This window comes from Pedobacter superstes (genome assembly GCF_037622515.1).
GTDB lineage: Bacteria > Bacteroidota > Bacteroidia > Sphingobacteriales > Sphingobacteriaceae > Paradesertivirga > Paradesertivirga superstes.
Window position 1 is genome coordinate 141,734 of record NZ_JBBJCN010000004.1, and the last position, 21,429, is coordinate 163,162.

The 21,429-nt window shown below is 35.5% G+C and carries 18 protein-coding genes; all 18 read right to left on the bottom strand.

What is annotated here, in order from left to right:
- Positions 1-158 precede the first annotated feature (158 nt).
- The 18 genes from rbp to WG906_RS12915 all read right to left on the bottom strand — a co-directional run bounded on the left by rbp (position 159) and on the right by WG906_RS12915 (position 21,399).
- Positions 159-581 (bottom strand): RNA-binding regulator, encoded by a 423-nt coding sequence (gene rbp / locus WG906_RS12830; protein ID WP_339993079.1) that lies wholly within the window; start codon positions 579-581, stop codon positions 159-161.
- 381 nt (positions 582-962) lie between these two features.
- Positions 963-1,331, bottom strand: a complete 369-nt coding sequence (locus WG906_RS12835; RefSeq protein WP_339993080.1) for a hypothetical protein — start codon at positions 1,329-1,331, stop codon at positions 963-965.
- 71 nt (positions 1,332-1,402) lie between these two features.
- Positions 1,403-1,804 carry a helix-turn-helix domain-containing protein gene (locus WG906_RS12840; protein ID WP_339993081.1) on the bottom strand — a complete coding sequence of 134 codons (402 nt, stop codon included), beginning with the start codon at positions 1,802-1,804 and terminating at the stop codon, positions 1,403-1,405.
- A 135-nt stretch (positions 1,805-1,939) separates the two neighbouring features.
- Entirely contained in the window at positions 1,940-3,907 is a 1,968-nt protein-coding gene (locus WG906_RS12845; protein WP_339993082.1) for a polysaccharide biosynthesis protein, read from the bottom strand.
- A 100-nt stretch (positions 3,908-4,007) separates the two neighbouring features.
- Positions 4,008-5,048, bottom strand: coding sequence for a GNAT family N-acetyltransferase (locus WG906_RS12850; RefSeq protein WP_339993083.1), 1,041 nt, complete (start codon positions 5,046-5,048; stop codon positions 4,008-4,010).
- 58 nt (positions 5,049-5,106) lie between these two features.
- Positions 5,107-6,162 carry a GNAT family N-acetyltransferase gene (locus WG906_RS12855; protein ID WP_339993084.1) on the bottom strand — a complete coding sequence of 352 codons (1,056 nt, stop codon included), beginning with the start codon at positions 6,160-6,162 and terminating at the stop codon, positions 5,107-5,109.
- Between the two features lie 198 nt (positions 6,163-6,360).
- Positions 6,361-6,873 (bottom strand): GNAT family N-acetyltransferase, encoded by a 513-nt coding sequence (locus WG906_RS12860; protein WP_339993085.1) that lies wholly within the window; start codon positions 6,871-6,873, stop codon positions 6,361-6,363.
- A complete protein-coding gene (locus WG906_RS12865; protein WP_339993086.1) occupies positions 6,870-7,841 on the bottom strand; it encodes a hypothetical protein in 972 nt (323 codons plus the stop codon). Before WG906_RS12865 ends, WG906_RS12860 begins: the two co-directional genes overlap by 4 nt.
- Positions 7,842-7,979: 138 nt before the next feature.
- A complete protein-coding gene (locus WG906_RS12870; protein ID WP_339993087.1) occupies positions 7,980-9,122 on the bottom strand; it encodes a glycosyltransferase family 4 protein in 1,143 nt (380 codons plus the stop codon).
- A gap of 195 nt (positions 9,123-9,317) precedes the next feature.
- Positions 9,318-11,024 carry a pectate lyase family protein gene (locus WG906_RS12875; protein ID WP_339993088.1) on the bottom strand — a complete coding sequence of 569 codons (1,707 nt, stop codon included), beginning with the start codon at positions 11,022-11,024 and terminating at the stop codon, positions 9,318-9,320.
- Between the two features lie 455 nt (positions 11,025-11,479).
- A complete protein-coding gene (locus tag WG906_RS12880) occupies positions 11,480-12,574 on the bottom strand; it encodes an NAD-dependent epimerase (protein ID WP_339993089.1) in 1,095 nt (364 codons plus the stop codon).
- Between the two features lie 93 nt (positions 12,575-12,667).
- Entirely contained in the window at positions 12,668-14,506 is a 1,839-nt protein-coding gene (gene asnB / locus WG906_RS12885; protein ID WP_339993090.1) for an asparagine synthase (glutamine-hydrolyzing), read from the bottom strand.
- Positions 14,507-14,556: 50 nt separating this feature from the next.
- Positions 14,557-15,645: a glycosyltransferase gene (locus WG906_RS12890; protein ID WP_339993091.1), complete on the bottom strand. Its 1,089-nt coding sequence runs from the start codon at positions 15,643-15,645 to the stop codon at positions 14,557-14,559.
- Positions 15,646-15,667: 22 nt separating this feature from the next.
- Positions 15,668-17,527, bottom strand: coding sequence for an asparagine synthase (glutamine-hydrolyzing) (gene asnB / locus WG906_RS12895; RefSeq protein WP_339993092.1), 1,860 nt, complete (start codon positions 17,525-17,527; stop codon positions 15,668-15,670).
- 94 nt (positions 17,528-17,621) lie between these two features.
- Complete coding sequence (locus WG906_RS12900) at positions 17,622-18,782, bottom strand: glycosyltransferase family 4 protein (protein WP_339993094.1); 1,161 nt, start codon at positions 18,780-18,782, stop codon at positions 17,622-17,624.
- 32 nt (positions 18,783-18,814) lie between these two features.
- A complete protein-coding gene (locus tag WG906_RS12905) occupies positions 18,815-19,501 on the bottom strand; it encodes a class I SAM-dependent methyltransferase (RefSeq protein WP_339993096.1) in 687 nt (228 codons plus the stop codon).
- Between the two features lie 54 nt (positions 19,502-19,555).
- Positions 19,556-20,146, bottom strand: coding sequence for a sugar transferase (locus tag WG906_RS12910; protein ID WP_339993097.1), 591 nt, complete (start codon positions 20,144-20,146; stop codon positions 19,556-19,558).
- 11 nt (positions 20,147-20,157) lie between these two features.
- Positions 20,158-21,399, bottom strand: coding sequence for a DegT/DnrJ/EryC1/StrS family aminotransferase (locus tag WG906_RS12915; RefSeq protein ID WP_339993099.1), 1,242 nt, complete (start codon positions 21,397-21,399; stop codon positions 20,158-20,160).
- Between the last annotated feature and the right edge of the window lie 30 nt (positions 21,400-21,429).

Below are 21,429 nucleotides of genomic sequence, written 5' to 3' on the forward strand. Positions count from 1 at the left end.
CGTTGAACCGACAATAAAAAGAGGATTGCACAATTGAATTAAGAATATCCCGCAGACATAGGGATTACAACAGAAGTAGGTGAATCTCTTGTAAAGTAAAGTTTATCGGGAGGTAAAAAAAAGACAAAAAAAATGAGGTGAATGTTCACCTCATTTTTTTACCAACGATTTCCGTCGTCTTTATTTCGATCTCTGTTTCCAGATTTGTTATAGTCACTGCGACCACCGGAGCTTCCTCCTTTATTATAACCGCCCCCACTACTGTTCCCGCCTTTATATCCTCCACCACTGCTTCTGTCAGGGTTTGAAAAAGTTCTTTGAGGACGAGGACTGCTTTCGCGTTTGTCTTCTGCTTTAGAAACCGAGATTGTGCGGCCAAAAACTTCTAAACCGTTCAATTCGGTTATAGCTTTTTGAGCTTCTTCATCATCTGGCATTTCTACGAATCCAAATCCTCTTTTCTTTCCTGTTTCTTTATCCAGGATTAATTTAACTGAAGAAACAGCTCCAAATTCTTCGAAGGTTTCTTTAACATCAGCTTCTTCAAGCTGATAAGGCAGGCTGGCAACAAAAATATTCATGTGAAATTAATTGGGTGAGTATCAGAGGGGTTGAATTATTTAATGTTATTATATCTTCTATTTTTTTTTAAATATATCAATAATAACAATACGTATTATAAAATATTTTGTTCGTTAAAAAATTGCAAATCTCCAGATTAAGATCTGGAATTATTGTAAAATAGTACTTTAACAGGATATTAATCCAAAACCTCAAGGATTTTATTCCTTGAGGGCCCTAAAAACTTCTATCTCAATCAAATTAATAAAAATATCAGATTACCAGAGGCAAACGCAGGGCAATAATACTTTAAAACTTAAGATCGAAAGTTAATTGGTTTTTAAGAAAGGTAGTTATTATTTAATTAATAGCTGATTTATTTTTTTTCAAATAGGCTATTCTTAATTATCCCTTTTTGCCAATACCTCATTGTATTTTTCCAGCAGGTAGATATATTTATTTATCCAGTATTCTGCTGAATTAGTTACAGGATCTGCATCAATAGTCTCTACTCTCTCTTCTGAAGGAGATCTAAAACTCTTCTTATCAATATATTCCTCGTTAAAATATTCGGGGAGCTTAACAGAAAATTCATACACTAATACATCGCAGATCCTATGCAAAGTATAAGGACGCAAGTCGCTTTGTTTGAACCAATTATATACTGACCTCCTGTTAACATGAATTTTTCTGGCAACAGAGCTGATGCTTATATAATTAGATCTAATTACATCTTCAATTAATTTGCCAACATGAATTTCTTTATTCATAAGATTTTAGATAAAAGGGTGTACATGCTTCTTTATAAGGAATTGGTCAAAGGGTGATAGGTGTTATTTATTTATTTATTTATTTTTTTCGCTGAGGGATCATCTTTAGATACTCCTTTTGCAAGTGTTTCATTGTACTTTTCCAGTAAATAGATATATTTATTTATCCAGTATTGTACAGAACTAGCTTCCGGATCTCCTTCTTTAACAGGAGGGTTCTCGGCAGAAGGAGGTGTAAAATCACTGCTATCTATTAATTCCTGCTTAAAATAGTCGGGTAGCTTCACAGAAAATTCATACGCCAGCACATAGCAAATTCTATGTAAGGTATAAGGACGCAAGGCCTTCTGTTTGAACCAATTGTAAACCGAACGTCTGTTTACATGAATCTTCCTTGCAACATCGCTGATGCTGAGATGGTTAGATCGAATTACCTCTTCAATCAATTCACCAACATGAATATCTTTATTCATCTTTATTTAAATAAGCAGGTTATTATCCTCAAATTATGAGGTGAAGGTAGAAAGGGGTGTGTATCACCTCTTGTAGGTAATTCGATGTTGAGGATTGTGGGAGGTAGAATTTGATTACATGTAAAAGACAGATTTTTATAAGTTTTGCAGGATCAAATCAAGCTCTGAAAATCTCGAGTTATTGCTTTTAAATTCAGGAATGATTTCTTTCATCTTACTCACTACCTCTATTTCATCGGCACAATTATTCAGGTTTATTAACTCATTGATTTTTTGTTGTATGTATTGGTAAGGGTACAAAATGACGCGTGAAATTTTTATTTTCTCATGATGCGTCGGAATTGTAAGTTCCTCTTTATTTAAAAGTTCTTCATATAATTTTTCGCCGGGACGCAAGCCTGTAAATTCTATTTTAATATCTTTCCCCGGAACAAGTCCGGTTAGTTTTATCATATTGCTGGCCAGGTCTACAATTTTTACCGGTTCTCCCATATCAAAAATAAATATTTCGCCGCCATTACCCATTGCTGCAGCTTCAAGAACGAGTTGTACAGATTCGGTAATGGTCATGAAATACCGGGTTATTTCCGGATGGGTAACCGTAACGGGTCCGCCACGTTCAATCTGAGCTTTAAAACGAGGTATAACCGAACCATTCGAGCCCAGCACATTTCCAAACCGGGTAGTGATAAATTTTGTTGGAGTAGCTATAGCCTGGCTATTGTTTAACAATGCCATCTGAAGAAACCCGCTTTCATCCAGTTCCGCATTTTCTAAGTTATTCAGAGATTGGATATACATTTCAGCGAGACGTTTGGAGGCTCCCATAACATTAGTGGGATTAACGGCTTTGTCTGTAGAAATCATTACAAATTTTTCAACCCCAAACAGAACAGAGATATCAGCTATGTTTTTTGTACCCACTACATTATCTAAAATCGCTTCGCAGGGATTGTTCTCCATCATTGGCACATGCTTGTATGCTGCTGCATGAAACACAACCTGGGGCTTATAGGCATTAAAAATGCCCTTCATTGTTTTAACGTTCTGAATATTAGCTATACATATCTGAACCCTGCTGGCCGTTAATTTATCTTCGAGCTCCAATTGTAGTTCGTGCAGCGGAGATTCGGCCTGGTCGCATAAAACAACAAGCTCTGGATTATAGGTTGTAACCTGTCGTACAATTTCAGATCCTATTGACCCGGCAGCACCTGTAATCAAAATTCTTTTTCCGGAAAGCTCATTTAAAATATTTGTTTTGTTTAAAACAATGGGTCGCCGTTGTAAAAGATCTTCAATTTTTAAATCAGCAACCTGATTTAAGCTCAACCGGCCGTTTAACCACTGATCTGCAGGCGGAACGGTAAGAACTTTGATACCCACTTCAATACATTTTTCAATGGCTTGTTTTTTTCCATTCCTGTTTAAACAGTTACTATTCACTATTAACTCGGCACTGGAATATCTGTCTTTTAAAGATTTAATTGAAGAAGACTTAAATACTTTTTTTTGCTCTATATATTTGCCCACTTTATCCACATCGTCGTCAATAAAGCCTAAAACTTCATATTTAATTTCAGGATCGTCTTCAAAAGCTTGTTTTATAAGTACAGATGACCTGTCAGATCCAAATATAATAATTGGTTTTATTTGCGCCCTATGAAGGTCTGTATAGAAATGATACATGCTTTTTACCAAAAGGCGAAAAAGTATCAGCATAGTTGAAGAAATAAAAAAATTAAAGATAATTATTTGTTTAAACTGGATGTGAGCAAACCTGTCGGATTGCTGCAAGGCACCTTGAATTGCCACCCAGTAAATAACATTGCAAATTAATGTAGCGGAAAATATACTAAAGATATCTGTAGTATTCGAATATCTTATCAGGCCTGTATGAATTTTCATACCGATAAAAACGAGCGTTGTAATAAAGGAATACAAGCAGAGAGATAAGAGGTATTCTAATGTAAACATATCCAAATACCAGAACTTTGTGGATATTAAAAAGGATATTGAAAACGCCCAGATTGCAACAATAAGGTCAATCAATAAGATAAGCCAACGGCTTTGTGCTTTCCCAAATAAAAATGTCTGTATCATGGTAAGGTTATTTAATTGTGATTCGAACAGATAGAAATTTCACCTGCTAAATAAGTCCAGGTGGCCAGGAAAAAAGGCAGGATCAAAACAGAAAAAAGAATTATTGAGTCACAAACTGTTTATATCGGTATAATGGAAAAAAATCAATCTCATGTGCGTTTTTAATTCCTTCATTTGCCGATAGAGAATTATAAACTTTTTCATCAACAACATATCTCCAGCTATAGTATGGTAAATGCAGGTTGGAAAAGCCAGCTTTCCACTTAAATAATGAATCTTTTTTAAACCCGACTCCTCCTCCCAGATGGTAATATTTCATATTTAAGTCTCTACCAATAATAGAAGCGTTATCGATCAGGAGTTTAGCAGGAGATAAATGTAAAAACTCGGTTCTTGTTGATAAGAGATGTGCCTGTATGATGCCATTTATACAAGTAATAATCATTCCGGCCATAGCCTGGTCTCCATCATAGGCCATTATCAACTTACTTTGGTACTCTGTTGATTTAAGAATAGTTTTAAAATAGGCATCATTAAAATAATAGAAACTTGAAGCGCCAATCCGATCCATATTTTCTTTATACATGCTGGCAAAAACCCGGATATCTTCACTTGAGGATGCTTCTTTAACAGTGCAGCCCATACTTCTCAATTTATTATTACTCCTTGAATGTGAACTACTATAATTTTGTATTTGTTGTTTATACGAAATTCTTAAATCAATAACAACCGTATTTCCATTACTATACAATCCACCAAAATTTTCCAGAACTACTTTCTGGTTGAAAAATGGATTTAACCTGGAAAAAACAGAAACATATTGGCCATCCTTCAAAAATTTCAAGAATTCAGTTTGAAAGTTTTTTAAAAAACTTTCATCAATTTCTTCAAACTTTATATTTGATATCGGTCCTGTATATCCATAAACTGAAGTCAGATCGAAACAATCTGAATTTTTAATTTTCCTTTTAATTAATGGAATGGCTATAAATAAGTTATTCTCTTCATAAACAATAAGTAACGGATCACCAGTTTTATCGATTGAGTGGTAGGACCAGGTATGATAAAAGTCGTATTGTAAAGACTTTGCTATATATTCCCTCCACTTTATTTGCTGGTGAATAGAGATTATTTGAATCATAGACAGAATTTAATTAAGAGATCTATTGCTCCGTTTCAGAATATTAAATAAAAGATGGCTACTCCACCAGGATCGGACTCGTTCTAAATCCCGATCTGTATAATGGAAAAAAATCTATTTCCGCGCTTTTTTCAATATTCGCCTTTTCTAACAAACTATTATAAACAGGTTCATTGACAATGTATCTCCATGTATAGTATGGTAAGTGCAAGTCGGAAAAGCCTGATTTCCAATTAAATAGTGAATCTTCTTTAAACCCGACCCCCCCTCCTAAATGGTAGTATTTCATATTTAACTCTCTACCAATAATCGTAGCCTCATCAACCAGGAGTTTAGCAGGAGACAGATGTAAAAACTCGGTTCTTGTTGATAAGAGATGTGCCTGTATAATGCCATTTATGCAAGTAATGATCATCCCGGCAACAGCCAGATCATCATCATTGTATGCCATCAAAAGTTTGCTTTGATACTCTTTTGATTCAAGAATATTTCTAAAGTAATCTTCCGAGAAATAATATGATTCAGACGCACCAATGCGATCCATGTTTTCTGTGTAAATACTTACAAAAGTCCGGATATCTTCGATTGAATTCCCCTCTTTAACAATATAACCCAGCTTTCTTAATTTCTTAATATTACCATGAAAAGCTCTTCTGTAATTAGATGTTTGTTCTTTATGTGAAGATGTAAGATCAATGGCTACCGTTTTTCCGTTATAATACAATCCACCAAAACACTGGACTATTGATTCCTGGTTAAAAAAGGGATTTAACCTTGAAAAAACCGATACATAGTTGCCTTTCTGAAGAAAAGTTAGAAACTCATTTTGAAAGTTTTTAATTAACAGTTCGTTAATCTCATCAAATTTTGTATTTGAGACAGGCCCGGTATAGCCATAGACAGAAGTCAGATCAAAATACGGAGAGTTGTCAATTTTTCTTTTAATTAAGGGAAATGCTATAAATAAGTTATTTTCTTCATAAACAAACAGTAAAGGATCTCCAGTCTGATCAATTGAATGGTATGACCAGGTGTGATAAAAATCGCTTTGAAACGAGTTCTCAATATATTCGTTCCATTTATCCTTTTGATCAATAGTAATTATTCGTGTCATAGGTGAAAATTTAAGTGAGAAGATTTGGTTATAAAAGCTTTTTAAGATTTTATGTCTTTATCAGCCTGATAAAACAGCTTTAAATTCAAAATCGCTGTCTGAAAAAAAGCGTTTGTAAAAAATGATTCCTGGGTGGGCCATAGAAAAAGAACCTTATGATTACCGGTCTCTTTAAAGAAAGGAATTCAGGATTTGGAATTAAAGGACTTCTTCGTTCATAAACACTTCCTCAAACCGTTGCTTTGTAAGTTCCATATTTATAAATTCGTTGTCCTGCCCGACAGGTAAAAATCCAATTTTTGCATACACTGCTATTCCTGGTAAATTAGCGGCATTAACCTCAAGACTAACTTTTTCTAAATTAATAGTTCTAAAGGCATACTGCATTAATAAATAAGTAGCAGCTTTTGCAATCCCTTTACCCCATAAATCACTTTCTCCGATAAAAATGTGAAAACACGCGGTGCCGCCGGCAATATTTAGCAGTTGAGTATTCCCGACATACCGGTCTTCTTCTTTTAAACAAATTGCAAAGCGCTTTTCGTCGTGTCTTGTAAGAATTCCAGCGAGCCAATTTGTCTCAGTTTCTACCGTAATTTCCTTATCGGGAATATATTTTGTGTAGGACCAGATATGGGGTTGATTCCGCCACTTGTAGGAAATTTCAGCATCTTCAATTTTCAATGGTCTTAAGTAAACAGATGGATTCATAAGAAATTGATTATAGTATTAACAACATGTTTCATATCATTTGTGTCGTAACGATGGTCTACCGGTATTGGCAGGAGATTTTTCGCCAGGTGATTTTCGAACATTTCGGTACTTGTCCAATCGAAAACATTGGGCCAAAAAGTGGGAATGAATATTTTTTGCTGTATTAATTTCTCTCTTAATCCTGGTTTAGAAATCAAAAGAGGATAAGCCATCGGCCCGTTTATGTTTTTAAACTGAACACCTAATTCATTATGTTTTTCTAACATCTTATTTAAAAATTTAAAGTTAGAATTACGTCTTGCTTTACATTCGCGGTAGTTTATAGCAGAGAGTAGTCTTTCTGTCAACAGAGACATTTTTTTAATAGAATTATTCATCAGTACCTCATTGTTTTTGACATAATCAGCATAGCCAGCTTCAATACCACAATTGATACTTTTTATTAGATGAGAAAAGCGTCCGGTTGAATTGTCTTCTTCAAGACTTATTTGAGTTTCAGAATTTATACTCAGATAAGAACCATCCGGTACGCCGAAAAACTTACGACATGAATAAAACGTATCAACACCTTCCAATGGAGCAGAAAAAAAAGCCTGAGAGTTATCGACTATCAGATTTGGAATTACCTTCGACAGCATAGTAACTGTTTGCTGCTTTAGGCCGAAGTAATTGTTGTATACAAAGCATTCATTTGAACCTATCTCAAAATCAATCACAGGATCGAGATTATTATCTATATGATAAAACTCAAAGTCAATCTTTAACTTTTTTATGGGCTCTAATAATACTTCACAAGTGAAATATGGAAGGTATATACGGGTGTAGCCCTTAACCTTTAATATATATTCCAGAGAATTCCTTCCGGTATTTAATTTCTTTAATGAGGGATAGTATTCATTTTTAGTTGGTAGCTGTAATTCAATGTATCCGCCAATAGGATTAACCGCAGTTAAAGTATTTTTCATTGAAGTATTTTTTTAAATTAAACAATCGTGATATTATCCTATCAAATAGATATTTGAAGCAAAAGGTCAGAAATGGACCTATACGGAAATTTTATTAAAGCAAGTGATTAAAGGTGGGACGTGTTAAGAGTAGTAACACTAACCCATTAAGACGTTTAACATTTGTTTATTAACTTTATGGACGTCAAATTTCTCCTGAGCATATCTCCTACCCTGTATTCCAAATTTTATTATATCCTTCGAGTTAATCACGTAATATTCCATTTTAGATATAAGTGCACTAACATTTTTAACCGGAACTAAAAACCCGTTAGATTCTCCGGGTTCTTCATTTACAGTTTCCTTGCACCCAACCGAATTAGTAGTTAAAACTGCCCGCCCCATGGCCATCGCTTCCAGAATACACCTTGGAATGCCTTCGCCGTAATAAGACGGCAGTACCAGAACTGATGACTCTTTAATAAAAGATCGAACATCATCCACCTGCCCCAGGTATTCTATCACGTCGCCTGAGAGTAGTTTTTCATAAAGTTTTTTATCAATAGCATCTATATTATCATCATAAGGGCCAATTAATTGACATTTCACAAAGGGAAAGCTGGCGCGTATCACTTTTGCTGCCTCATAATATTCATTAACACCTTTCGCATTAATCAATCTGGCGATCATTAAAAAGCTAATCTGTTTACAATTGGGCTCGCTATATACGTAATGAGATAAATCTACCCCAGATCCATTTACAACAAATGCTTTATTTCTATTGGTAATTATTTTGAAATCGAGAAGTGTTTTGTAATCGTCTTTATTTTGCAGGATAACGCTTGTTCTGTTACGATTTATCAGGCTCAGCTTCAAAAGCCCTCTCGTAATTATTTTGATAATATTTGTACCCGATTCTGTATTTAGAAAATTGTATCCCAAACCAGTTAACATAGGCGTTATGCGCTTTACCCCGCAGATATTAGCCACCAGGCAACCATAAATAACGGGTTTAAAAGCATAGGGAAAGAACACATCGGGCCGTATTAATTTAATGACTTTATACAGGCTGATGATATATTTTATATCAGACCATACAGAAACCTTGCTGGAATCTAATCCGTTTTCATAAACGATTACACCTAAACGATCAAGAGTATTTCGAATACTGGTTTGTGAAATTTTAGGGGTAAATACAAAAACTTCATTCTGTTCTAACAGAGCTTCTATAAGCTTCCCTCTAAAGTCAAGAAGAGAACGCGATGAATCGCAGGCGATAAGTATTTTTCTTTTCAATTCCATCGGTGTTGAGATTTGAAAACATACACGGATTCATGTACTGGAGGATGTTTTTTTTTTCAAAAAAAGCTTATTGAAAAAAATGGTAAACCTTTTTACGTAATTAAAAAAGTTTTAGAAACCATCAAAGCTACCAGTTACGGTAGCCTTGATGGTTTGTATTGTTTTAAAAATTATGAATCTGCGAAAAGACTCAACTTATTTTGCACCAGCTCCGCTAGCAACAACTGAAGGAACATTTGCTGCAGGGATAAGAACTGACTGATATTCGTATGAAGGAACCCAGTTAGAAGCAGCAGTTGTGATTCTTGGAGTTCCACCGTTAAATATGTTGGTGTTTGCACCACTTACATAACCCGGTTTTGCATTGAAATCTGTTCTTATTGGCACTCCTGTACCTTCAAAGTAGTTATTGTCTGTACGTACAGTGGCATCCATAGTTACGCCAATACCGTATCCGCTACCGTTTTTAACATAATTATTAAATACGTGCATCTGGCCAAAACGAGTTGTTGGTTGTCTTTCAGAAACGTTATAGAAATAATTATTGTAAACAGTTACGTGCAGTTTACCGATATCGCTTGTTCTTGCGTCAGAAAAACCAATCAGTAAGGCAATGTGATTATCGTGTAGTTTGTTCCATGATAAAGAAACATAATCTGATCCGTTACCTACATCCAGTAATCCGTCATAATAATCCCAACCATGACTACGGTCTGATGATAAAGTACAGTGGTCAACCCAAACGTGATGAGCGTTTTCTTTAATAACAATATTTGAATATGTAACTACATTTCTGATTGTCATGTTTCTAATGATAACGTTACTGGTTCCGTATACTAACAAACCAACACCATCCATGCTTGATCCGCTTAATCCGATAATTGTTTTATTTGAACTTATATTAACGTATCCTGTACCAGTGATATTTCCTGAGAATTGAATAATCATTGGAGATGATGAAGCCGCAGCACTTTTTAGAGCCGATAAAGTAGAAACAGTTACTGTTTGTCCTCCCTGACCACCTGTAGTTAAGCCATTTACATTTGCATAACCAACAATACCTGTTGCCGGTTGAGCAGTTTCTGTTGCCGGTGGAGTAATCTCTTGTGGCGGCGCAGTAGTAGTTGGAGGAGGAGTTGTTGTTGTTGCTGCTTCTCCAATTATATACGAGTATTGTCTGCCGTTAGTGCGCGGATTTGAATTGTCAGATGCTGAGAAATACAATTTACCAGCCCAATGACTATATCTGCCGTTACCGTAATTTCTGATATCAGCATGAACCGAATGTGCAGGATTTAATTCTACACCGTTTTCAAATACTCTTAAAGTTGAAATTGTTGGCTGTGTATCAGAATCAGACGTAATTCCAAAATCTTTTACCACAGCATATGCGAATCCACCATCCGAAACGCTGGATGATACATCTAAAGGGGTTGTAGAAAGAGCTACCGTAGCTGTTGCATTGGTATAGGTGTATTTTCTGCCGTTTGTTTTCGGATTAGTATTATCCGATGCAGAAAAATAGATTTTTGTGCCCCAATGACTAAATCTTCCCTGTCCGGAAGTACGAACGTCGTTGTGAACTGAATGGGCCGGACCTATTTCTTTTCCATCTTCAAAAATTCTGATTGTTGAAACAGTTGGTTGAGATGGTGAATCTCCGGTTGTGTTTAAATTTTGATTGATTACATAAGCAAAACCGCCATCGCTCGCAGCTTTTGAAACATCCAGAGAACCACTTACAGTGGTCGCGCTGGTGGTGGCCATTATGGCACTTGTTGTGGTGTCTGAATAAACCTCGTCAGTTGATTCTTTTTTGCATTGAGTAAATAAGATTACTGCACATAATAGAAGGCACATTGATAATCCTTTGTTAAAACTAAATCTTTTCATTTCTTTCATACTGTGTTTTTAATTACACCTCTTGAACGCATCAAATGGTACAGAGTTGCATACACATACAGTAGGAAAAGACGATATTTTTTTTATGTGATTTTTGCTCTTCTAAGAAAAGTTAACTTAAGAGCTGTTTAAATTTTGGATATATGTTGTAACATCTTTATAAAAAAGAACGAAATTATATGCACGATAAAAAAAGTATTCTTTCAATTAATATAGATTGTCATATATCGGCAATATTTTCGTGCTTATTTTTTTACAAAAAAAATAAAACTTTTTTAAAACTAATTTTCGAGTGTGAACTAATTTCACACATTTCACAATCGATGTTAGATTCACAGACGACGAAATGTAAATTATCTGTCATAAAATATTCTTAATTTTATTTTTTTAAAACCATTCCAAAAATATTTTGTGAAAATAGGCTCAAGAATAGATTTAAAAACGTCGCATTTTTGTTACGATGCAAGACCATGCCTGATATAAATTTGTTCTTTAATACTAAAGCCATAATATTTTTTGTACCAGGAAACAAAATTTCTAACTCCTTCATTTACAGATACTTTTGGTTTATACCCATATTCTGTATTCAGAGTGTGCACATCAGCCCAAGTACGCGGAACGTCGCCGTCCTGTAAAGGTAAATAATTGATAATCGCTGATTTTCCCAGGTTATCTTCTATCTCTCTTACAAAATCGCAAAGATTTACAGACTGCCCCCTGCCAATATTCAAGACGCTATAAGGAGCGATAGAGCTTGCAGGGTTTGGATCACTCGAATCCCATTTTGGATTGCTTTTGGCCGGCTGATCAAAGGCCATCACAATTCCCTCAATTATATCATCCACATAGGTAAAATCTCTTTGCATATTACCGAAATTAAAAACGTCAATCGGCTTATTCTCTATAATATTTTTAGTAAAAATAAAAAGAGCCATGTCAGGTCTACCCCAGGGGCCATATACGGTAAAGAATCTTAAGCCGGTAGTAGGCAGGTTAAATAAGTGACTATAAGCATGAGCCATTAACTCATTGCTTTTTTTAGAAGCTGCATAGAGAGATACTGGATGATCCACGTTATCATTGACAGAAAAGGGCATTTTTGTATTCAATCCATAAACACTGGAAGAACTGGCATATAGTAAATGTTTAATAGAATAATGTCGTGAACATTCTAAAATATTTAGAAAGCCTACTATATTAGATTCCATGTAGGCCCGGGGATTTGTAAGACTGTACCTCACTCCTGCCTGGGCGGCCAGATTGCATACGGCATCAAATTTTGAGTGCAGAAATAATTCATGAAGACCCTCAGAATCGGTAAGGTCCAATTTTACAAATTGATAATTTTCATTCGTTGAACTTTGTACAGATTTCCCATATTCAATTCTATCTTCTTCTACACCAGTTTCATGTAAACGACCGTATTTCAGGTTTACATCATAATAGTCGTTTATATTATCAATTCCTGTTACTTCATCTCCCCGTTCCAATAAACGTTTTACCAGATGAAATCCAATAAATCCGGCGCTGCCTGTTACTAATACTTTCATAAGATTTATGTAAATGGTTAAAAATTGATAATTAATATGACAGGGTTCCCACTGGTGTAATGAGAATTAATAAAATTGAATTTTTACATTGAGCTAGTTAAGGTTTCTGTACCAAACCTCCATACCGAAAATGCAAAAAAGGATTTTGGCTCTTCTTTCGTCTGATATCCTGACCTTGCGAGAGATCAGATCTTCTATAAAGCTCTTCCGGATAATTTTCGAATACAAATTATCTTCAGCCAATAGATAATCCGCAACGATGTCTTTCAATTCATTGTCTATCCACTTTTTCAAAGGTATTTCAAAGCCCCTTTTTGGTTGGTTTATCAGATCCGGGGGTAAATATTTTTTTGCCAGATCTCTAAGAATATACTTTGTAGTGATGTTATTGATTTTAAATTCGTCGCTTAAGCCCGGTGCAAATTCCAGTATATCTTTAGAGAGAAACGGACTTCGCCCCTCCAGTGAATGAGCCATTGTTGCTATATCCATTTTAGGCAATAGGCCACTAAATAAAATACTCTGAAAATCCATCAGCAATAACTTATTTAAGGATGAAAGAGATAACTGATTTATAAATTCAAGATTAGCAGTTATATCAAGCAATTCGGGACGGTGTAAAAACTGATTTTCATACCCCACTAACATATCAGATGAAGCAGAGCTGTATACTTTTACATTATCCTTATAACTGGCAAATTTCAACAGCCTGTATAAATAATTATACCTGCTCTTTTTTTCATTTGCTACAGGCAGTATCCTCAGCAAGCTGCTGGCTGTCATCCTGGATAAATCGGTTGACTTAAAAAAGTCGTGATACTTAAAAGGAACATATCTCCTGTAACCACCAAAAAGCTCATCTGCACCATCGCCATTTAAAGCTACAGTTATATGTTGTTTGGCAGCTTTTGCTACATAATAACTCGGGATGGAAGAACTATCGCAATAAGGTTCGCCGTAATTAATTAATAGCGGCACTATATCATTTTTCAAATCAGAAAATGAAATTTCAACAACCCTGTGATTGGTATTGAATTTTTCCGCAACCTGATTTGCAAGTGAAGATTCGTCGTATGCACCTTCAATTTTTACAGTGAACGTTTTTAAAGTTGATGAATATTCTCTTGCGATAGCCGTAACTAATCCGCTGTCTATACCGCCACTCAGAAAAGATCCTACATCAAGGTCTGAGCTTTCAATGCGGCTTTTTACAGCAGAATGGAGTTTTCTGTCAAGTTCTTCGATGGCATCTTTATAAGTAATACGATTTACCTGACGGTAAAACAATGAAATATCAAACCATTTGTAGAGCCCGGTTTCATTGGTTTTCGTATCTATTTTGAGATAATGTCCGTTTTCTAATTCTGAAACATACTGATAAGGTGTGGATTTGCGGTAATGATATCCCAGATACAAATAATCGGATATAGCGGAATAATTAATGGGAGCCTTGGTAATACTATATAAGGTATTTAATTCGGATGAAAAAACAACGCTGGCGTCTTTCTGATATATATATAAGGGTTTTTTTCCGGCACGGTCCCGAGCTAAAAACAACAGATTCTTGTTTGAATCGTAGAGTGCCAGCGCAAACATTCCATCAAATTCATTGAGCATTTTCATTCCCATTTTTTGATATAAAAGAAGAATGGTTTTAGTATCAGAATGCGATTCGGACGATAATCCATATTTTTTTCTGAGGTACATGTGATTATATATTTCCCCGTTGAAAACAATATAAATGCCATCGAACTGCATCGGTTGCGCTCCGGCTTCACTCAAATCCTGAATAGCTAAACGAGTATGATATAGCTGAATATTATTAAGCTCCAAATTATCATGCGCATCAGGTCCGCGATGGTAGAGCCCCTTAAATACTTTAGAAGAATCATCAGACAGCCTGTAGTTTATTGTTCCGAAAATACCGCACATGATAGTTTGTTTTAAGACTTATAAAAATTCACAGCCGGAGCGTCCCAGAATTATTTAGAGCTTAATTCTGCTTTTTTTCCTGAAAACAATTCAATTGCATGGAGCCAATCGCCCATTATTTTTTTTTCAGAGAAATTTGTTTCTATAAATTTTCTTCCGTTTTCAGCCATGACAATGCGCTCTTTGTTGCCCATACTCATTAATTTGGACATTTTATGAGCGAGATCCACTTCATTTGCCGGTTTAGAAAGAAAACCACATTGGGCTCCATTAACCAGTTCGTTATTTCCGTCTATATCGGTAACCACCACTGGTATATTTCTGGCCATTGCTTCAAGAATTGCGTTGGGCATTCCTTCCGAAAAAGAAGAGAGAACAAAGGCATCGGCACTCTCAAGATAGTCTGTGGCTTTAGGTTGAAATCCCAGTAAACGAACACGATCCTGGATTTTGAGTTCTTCAATTATCTTTAAGGGCCAAACCTCCTTGTTTAAGTTCCCCAAGATATCTACTCTAAAGTTTTTCTCTTTGATAAGTGCGATGGCTTTGAATAATGTTAAATAATCTTTATTCCATCTGAAATGCGCTATACATACCCAATTAAATGTTCCGGAATGCTCCCTTCGCAAGGGTTTTAGTAAAGGAATTTCTATTCTGTTATAGATGACGATACCCGGCTTACTTACTAATTTACTTCGTTCAAAGCTTAGTTTCGATGCGTGAGAATTGTATACAATGCCATCGTCAAACGTCGAAGTTATCTTAAATGGAATGTACCATTTCCTGTTTATTACTGAAATTCTGATTGTTGAAATTAATTTAAACCGGAGAAAAATCTTAAGTAAACGGGCAAAAATGATTGCAATGAACATGAAAGCTATTACTACATCGCAGCGGAAGGACTTCACTGTTTTATATAAAAATATCCAGTTTGAAAAGAAATGTCCTGTCCAGTTCTGTAAAACCACTAAATCGATATCTTCTTTTTGAAAATCTATATTAAACTCATTAATTGGCTTTAATGAAATAATCATCACCTCATGGTTTTTAGATTTCAAAAACCTTGCTATTTTAATCAATTGGGTTTCTGCTCCACCTTTACTAAGACTTGGTGTTATAAATAGAATCCTTTTTTTCATAATGAATTCAACTAAGATTTAATCACGCTATTATTCCGGCATGGGGCATTGCTTTATTGGAAACGAATGAAGCTTGCTCGGATTTTAACCATTGTGACATCACCAATAACTTCCAAATCTGTTGAGAACGATTCCATTTTCCGGTCATGTGCTCCTGAATGATTTGTTCTGTTCTTTGCACATTTATACCTGGGATGTTTTTTAATTCATCCTTTGAAAGGTTATCCAAAACGTATTCTTTAAGTTCACGTTTAAACCATTCTTTTAACGGCATGGAAAAGCCTGCTTTCGGACGGTTAAACAATGATGAAGGAACATGATGAAAGAGTAAATCTTTTAAAATTAGTTTCTGATTACCCATTCTGTACTTAAAGCTTACAGGTAAAGATCTTCCAAATTCAATCACTCTGTAATCCATTAAAGGAGATCTCGATTCCAGGGAAAAAGCCATTGATGCCCTATCCACCTTTGTATTTATATCTTCATTCAGATATGTTTTAATATCAAAATCAGACAACCTCTTCAATAAAGGTTTATCCGTTGCTGATATTATTTTAAAAAGCTCATTTTTTAAACCCGGGTTTGGATTATGTATCCAGGAACTTTCCATTTCTCCCAGAATATTTACATAGAGTGTATTAATATCCTCCTGAGCTATACCCTTGGCGATTAGCTTATGTCTGTAATTAAGTGATAACTTTACAAACGACGCTAAAAGCTGCCGAATACTTAATGGCAATGCAAACAAAGAATTGATCGTTTTCATCCATTTATACCTGGAATAACCCAGGAAAACTTCATCGCCGGCATCTCCGCTTAAAGCCACAGTAACTTGTTTACTGGTATATTTACTTAATAAAAGAGTTGGAATGGCACTTGAATCTGCAAAAGGCTCGTCGAAATACCGGGTAAAGTTTTTTATAATTTCTATGCCTTCATAAAGACTGCACTCAATCGTATGATGTTCGGTACCTAAATAATTAGCCACCCGTTGTGCATAGAGACTTTCATCAAATCCTTTTTCATTGAATTTTATGGAAAAGGTTTTAACATTATTGACTTTTTGAACGGCTAAAGCAACAACCAGGGAGGAGTCTATTCCTCCGGATAGAAATACGCCCAGGGGAACATCAGCATTCATCCGAATTTTAACAGAATCAGTCAAAAGTTCGTTAAGCATGTGTTTTGCATCCTGATAGGAGCCTGAAAATTCATTCCCGCCGGTATGATCTAAATCCCAGTATTTATTGACTTCAAACTCTCCGGAATAGAAATCATATATAAAGGAATGACCGGCAGGTAATTTTTTAATCTCTTTCCATATACAATTTGGCTCCGGTATATAACCCCATGTGTAATATTGGTTAATAGCTTTCTGGTCTACAGATAGTTGCCTTCCTAAACTAATTTGAGAAGGTTGGCTGGCAAACTCTAATTCATGCGGGGAATGGCAGTAATAGAATGGCTTTTTACCAAAACGATCCCTCGCTCCAAAGACAATTCGTTTTTTTTCATCATAAATTGCAAAAGCAAACATTCCATTGAAATGAGGTACGCAGTTTTGGCCATATTCTAAATAAGCTGCGCAAATAACTTCGGTATCCGAAACTGTTGTAAACTGATACCCTTTTTTAAGAAGTTTAGCTTTAATTTCAGAATAATTATAAATCTCACCATTAAAAACAATGGTAAGATGTAAATACCTGAAGGGTTGATTAGATCTGGCATCTAAATCAATAATAGCCAGTCGGTTATGCCCAAGAATAATATCCTCCGTACGCCTGATCTCGGTATAATCGGGTCCGCGAAAATTTATACGAGCCAGCTTTTCTTTAAGGATGTCTTCACTATAGTTAATAGTTGAACCATATATTCCACACATAACGATACTTTTAATGGTGATTAAATCTGAAATCCAGCATCATCGACTTCCGGAAAACAATTGGATTTTGTGATTTATTAAATTTTAAGGCAGTTTATTTAGCTGTATATGCATTAACATGTTTTTTTGCCGAGGCCTCTATATGGTATTTCGACTTAAAAGCATAAATGCTATTTTCTTTAATCAGATGTTTATTTTTAGAATAAACTGCTTCTTTAATAGCATTACAAAAGGCATCAACGCTAAAATCCTTACTCAGAAACCCGGTTTTTCCGTGATATATCATTTCATTAATTCCACCGACAGGTGTGCAAACGCTTATACAACCCATTGATAAGGCTTCTATAAGTGAAATTGGCATGCCTTCGAATGAACTGGACAGGCAAAAGACATCTGCAATACTTAAATAATCTGCAATATTGAATATGCCTCCTAAAAATTCTATTTGGGAGTCGGTTCCTACTATCGCTTGTAATTCTTTGTATAAAATTTCGTCATTGACATCTCCGATAATCAATAATCTGCATTGATTTTTCTGGCTTGAATTAAATTGCTGAACTGCTTCAATTAAAACCCGCTGATTTTTCTCGGCAGAAATTCTTCCAACATGAACCAGTAGAAATATATTTTTATCTGATTTGTATTTTTTCATCAACCTCACCTGTTCAGGGCTCAATGTTAAATCGGGCCTTCCATTTCTTATTAAAATATCATTCCGTAAATTGTAAGTCTTTTTGAAATCTTCGCTCCCGTCAGCAGAAATAGTCACGGGCATCACCATGTTTTTCCGGTAAAACCATTTACGAATACTTTTTACAAGGATATTTGAACATTCAAAACTGGCCATATTGTGTATAGTATGAAAAAACCTTGTACCAGGATTTTGCACTATATAAAGCATTGCATATTCAAAGGCGTTTAAATGTGTATGAAGAATATCAGGTTGCTCGTGTTTCAACCACTTTGACAATTTTAAAAGCACATTAAGACTAAATCCGCGCCCTTTATTCAGGGAATAATAGGATACCCTGGGATTAATTTCCTTTAAAAAGGTATTTGCAGAATCATTAGCATTTAAAGAAATTATCCAAACGTCGTATTGTTCATTTTTTGAAAGCTCGTTGCATAAATCTATTACAAAGCGCTCTGCCCCGCCTTTGGTTAATGAGCCAATCAAATGCACAATTTTAACTTTTGAAATGTTAAGTTTTCTATTAACATCTCCATTAAGCACGGGTAGCAGTTCACATTGCATTTTCCAATATTTAAGGACTGGCGTCGTAAAATTTATTTGACAGCTATACCGATAGCAATATACTTGTATTTCCCGGGCAGTAATTTATCCAACACAGTATCAATCTTCCCTAAGACAGTTCGCTGATTTTCTGTTCTTCCTAAACAACCGAGAAATCCAACTGTGGTATATTCAATACTTCTATACTCAGAAAAAATTTTATCGATTTCATTTAACCTCAAATAATTCCAGTTTTTTGTCCCAAATTTTTTCCGGAGTGCAGTATGCAAAAATGAACCCTGAAGGTTTTCGGCAAACAATAATATGCCACCTGGTTTTAAAGCTTTGTATATTTCATCCAATGTTTTCTTTTTATAAACATCCTGATTGTTAGAGCTGATTCCACCCAGAATTGATTTAAAAACTATTAGATCGAAATGATTTTCATATGGAATAGCAGTAGCATCAATTGCTGCGTACTCGATATTATCTCCGCAGGTATATTTTTCGTGTAATCGCCTGGCATCTTTATGAGGACCTTGCACATCTGAACAAATAACCTTATTCCGGTTTAATGCCAGCCATAAGGAAAGGCCACCACAACTTGCCCCGAGTTCTAAACATTTGTATTTTTTATCTTCTAGCGGAATATTTTTTTCCCAGTAATCTAATGCTTTCGACCAATTACTAATATCCCAGTTGATTATATCTTTTTTGGTTTGCTCGTCTAATAATTTCATGTTTAGACAGCTCATTACTCTATGAGCGAGGGTTAGGTGTAAAAATTACAGAATTCAATTTCTGACTACTCTTGCCAGGGTGAGGAAAATAATTTTTAAGTCGATCCATAAATCATGATGATCAATATATTGAAGACTGTGAGAAAGTTTTGAAGGGATTATTTCCTTTATATAATAGTTTTCAGGATCTTTTGATTTTGCCAGAAGCTCACTTTCACCGCAATATTCTATTGAAGCCCAATCAGTGATGCCCGGTTTAACGGAAAATACTCTCTGCTGGTCGCGATTATAAAGCCTGGCATATTTTTGAACTTCTGGCCGGGGGCCCACAAAACTCATATCGCCTTTCAAAATATTAATTAATTGAGGCAGCTCATCAATTTTATATTTCCGTAGCCAATAGCCGAGTTTGGTTACACGCGGATCGTGAGCACCAATGGTTAATTGGCATTTCTCAAATGGCCTGTAATACATTGTTCTAAACTTATATAGTTTAAAATCAATTTTATTTTTACCAACTCTGCTTTGCTTATAAAGTATTCCACCCTTTGAATCGGCTGTTATAAGAAGCGCGATAATGATAAATAAAGGCAGAAACATTAAAATGGCCAGCAATGCAAGACTAAAATCAAATATCCTTTTCATTTTATTAAGATTTAGGAAACGGCTAACAACACTCGTTGACCTCCAACCAGCAGCAGCACAGCTTCAATTACAGAATCGATTATAAAATTTGTCTCAACTTCAGATAATTCCGGATATATGGGCAGAGATATCTCACAGGCATATTGCTTATAAGCATTCGGATAATTCACTATATCATAACCAAGGCTCTTAAACAGAGTCAACATTGGCATGGGAATAAAATGAACATTAACTATAATGCCGGCATTCATCAAATAATCTATGATTTTATCTCTTTCCGCTTCTGTTATTCCTTTTATCCTGAGCTGAAACAGATGGTATGACGACTCGCGATGTCTATCTTTAAATGGAGGTGCCACGAACCAGTCGAAGGGTTTGAAAGCATTATAATATTTCAAGGCAATAGCTTTCCGGGCGGGGAGCATTGATCTGTTATACTGTCTGATCTGAGCTAAACCTATAGCTGCGCAGATATCAGGCATGTTTATTTTTAGACCCTGGTAAAGAACATCATATTTCCATCCAGACCCGTTAAACTTGGAAAAAGCATCTTTATTTTGCCCGTTAAGCGAAAAAATCTTAAGGTACTTATATTCCGATTGAACATTAAACGGTTCCGGTAAATTCAAACAAATGCATCCCCCTTCGGCGGTGGTAATATTTTTCACTGCATGGAAAGAAAAGATAGATATATCTGCTTTTAAAGCGGCTGCAGTTCTGTCGTATATTGCCCCTATTGAGTGAGCAGCGTCAGAAATTAATAAAATTCTGTTTAAAATACCCTGTGTATTAGAGGATGGAACAAATAGATCCCTGGCTGCGGCACTTTTGATAATAGCATTCAGCGCTCTGTAATCACAAGGCCATCCGCCGATATCTACTGCTATGATTGCCTTTGTTTTTGATGTAATGGCTTTTTTTACTGCCTCAGGATCAATCGTGAAATCATCATTAATATCAACCATGACAGGGGTCGCACCACAGTGCAGAACGCTTAAAGCAGTTGCGCAATAGGTATATGCCGGCACAATTACTTCGTCACCCTCCTTAATTCCAAACCATTTTAACATCATGATTGCTCCGGATGTCCATGAGTTTACACATAAGGCAGCTTTTGTACCCGTTAGTTGAATAATTTCCTCCTCCAGGGATTTTACCTTTGGCCCTGAAGTAATCCACTTTGATTGAAGTGTCTCTAAAACCTGATCAATTACAGATTGATCAATAAACGGAGGTGAAAATGCAATATTCATAAGAATGATTTTAATCTTGATTTCAGAAAT

What these genes read in the sequence shown, in the direction of transcription:
- WG906_RS12860 (WP_339993085.1), bottom strand. Translation starts at nt 6,873, where the DNA reads ATGAATCCATCTGTTTACTTAAGACCATTGAAAATTGAAGATGCTGAA.
- WG906_RS12845 (WP_339993082.1), bottom strand. Translation starts at nt 3,907, where the DNA reads ATGATACAGACATTTTTATTTGGGAAAGCACAAAGCCGTTGGCTTATC.
- WG906_RS12915 (WP_339993099.1), bottom strand. Translation starts at nt 21,399, where the DNA reads ATGAATATTGCATTTTCACCTCCGTTTATTGATCAATCTGTAATTGAT.
- WG906_RS12880 (WP_339993089.1), bottom strand. Translation starts at nt 12,574, where the DNA reads ATGAAAGTATTAGTAACAGGCAGCGCCGGATTTATTGGATTTCATCTG.
- WG906_RS12840 (WP_339993081.1), bottom strand. Translation starts at nt 1,804, where the DNA reads ATGAATAAAGATATTCATGTTGGTGAATTGATTGAAGAGGTAATTCGA.
- WG906_RS12875 (WP_339993088.1), bottom strand. Translation starts at nt 11,024, where the DNA reads ATGAAAGAAATGAAAAGATTTAGTTTTAACAAAGGATTATCAATGTGC.
- asnB (WP_339993090.1), bottom strand. Translation starts at nt 14,506, where the DNA reads ATGTGCGGTATTTTCGGAACAATAAACTACAGGCTGTCTGATGATTCT.
- WG906_RS12865 (WP_339993086.1), bottom strand. Translation starts at nt 7,841, where the DNA reads ATGAAAAATACTTTAACTGCGGTTAATCCTATTGGCGGATACATTGAA.
- WG906_RS12850 (WP_339993083.1), bottom strand. Translation starts at nt 5,048, where the DNA reads ATGATTCAAATAATCTCTATTCACCAGCAAATAAAGTGGAGGGAATAT.
- WG906_RS12910 (WP_339993097.1), bottom strand. Translation starts at nt 20,146, where the DNA reads ATGAAAAGGATATTTGATTTTAGTCTTGCATTGCTGGCCATTTTAATG.
- WG906_RS12905 (WP_339993096.1), bottom strand. Translation starts at nt 19,501, where the DNA reads ATGAAATTATTAGACGAGCAAACCAAAAAAGATATAATCAACTGGGAT.
- rbp (WP_339993079.1), bottom strand. Translation starts at nt 581, where the DNA reads ATGAATATTTTTGTTGCCAGCCTGCCTTATCAGCTTGAAGAAGCTGAT.
- WG906_RS12835 (WP_339993080.1), bottom strand. Translation starts at nt 1,331, where the DNA reads ATGAATAAAGAAATTCATGTTGGCAAATTAATTGAAGATGTAATTAGA.
- WG906_RS12890 (WP_339993091.1), bottom strand. Translation starts at nt 15,645, where the DNA reads ATGAAAAAAAGGATTCTATTTATAACACCAAGTCTTAGTAAAGGTGGA.
- WG906_RS12855 (WP_339993084.1), bottom strand. Translation starts at nt 6,162, where the DNA reads ATGACACGAATAATTACTATTGATCAAAAGGATAAATGGAACGAATAT.
- WG906_RS12870 (WP_339993087.1), bottom strand. Translation starts at nt 9,122, where the DNA reads ATGGAATTGAAAAGAAAAATACTTATCGCCTGCGATTCATCGCGTTCT.
- asnB (WP_339993092.1), bottom strand. Translation starts at nt 17,527, where the DNA reads ATGTGTGGAATATATGGTTCAACTATTAACTATAGTGAAGACATCCTT.
- WG906_RS12900 (WP_339993094.1), bottom strand. Translation starts at nt 18,782, where the DNA reads ATGCAATGTGAACTGCTACCCGTGCTTAATGGAGATGTTAATAGAAAA.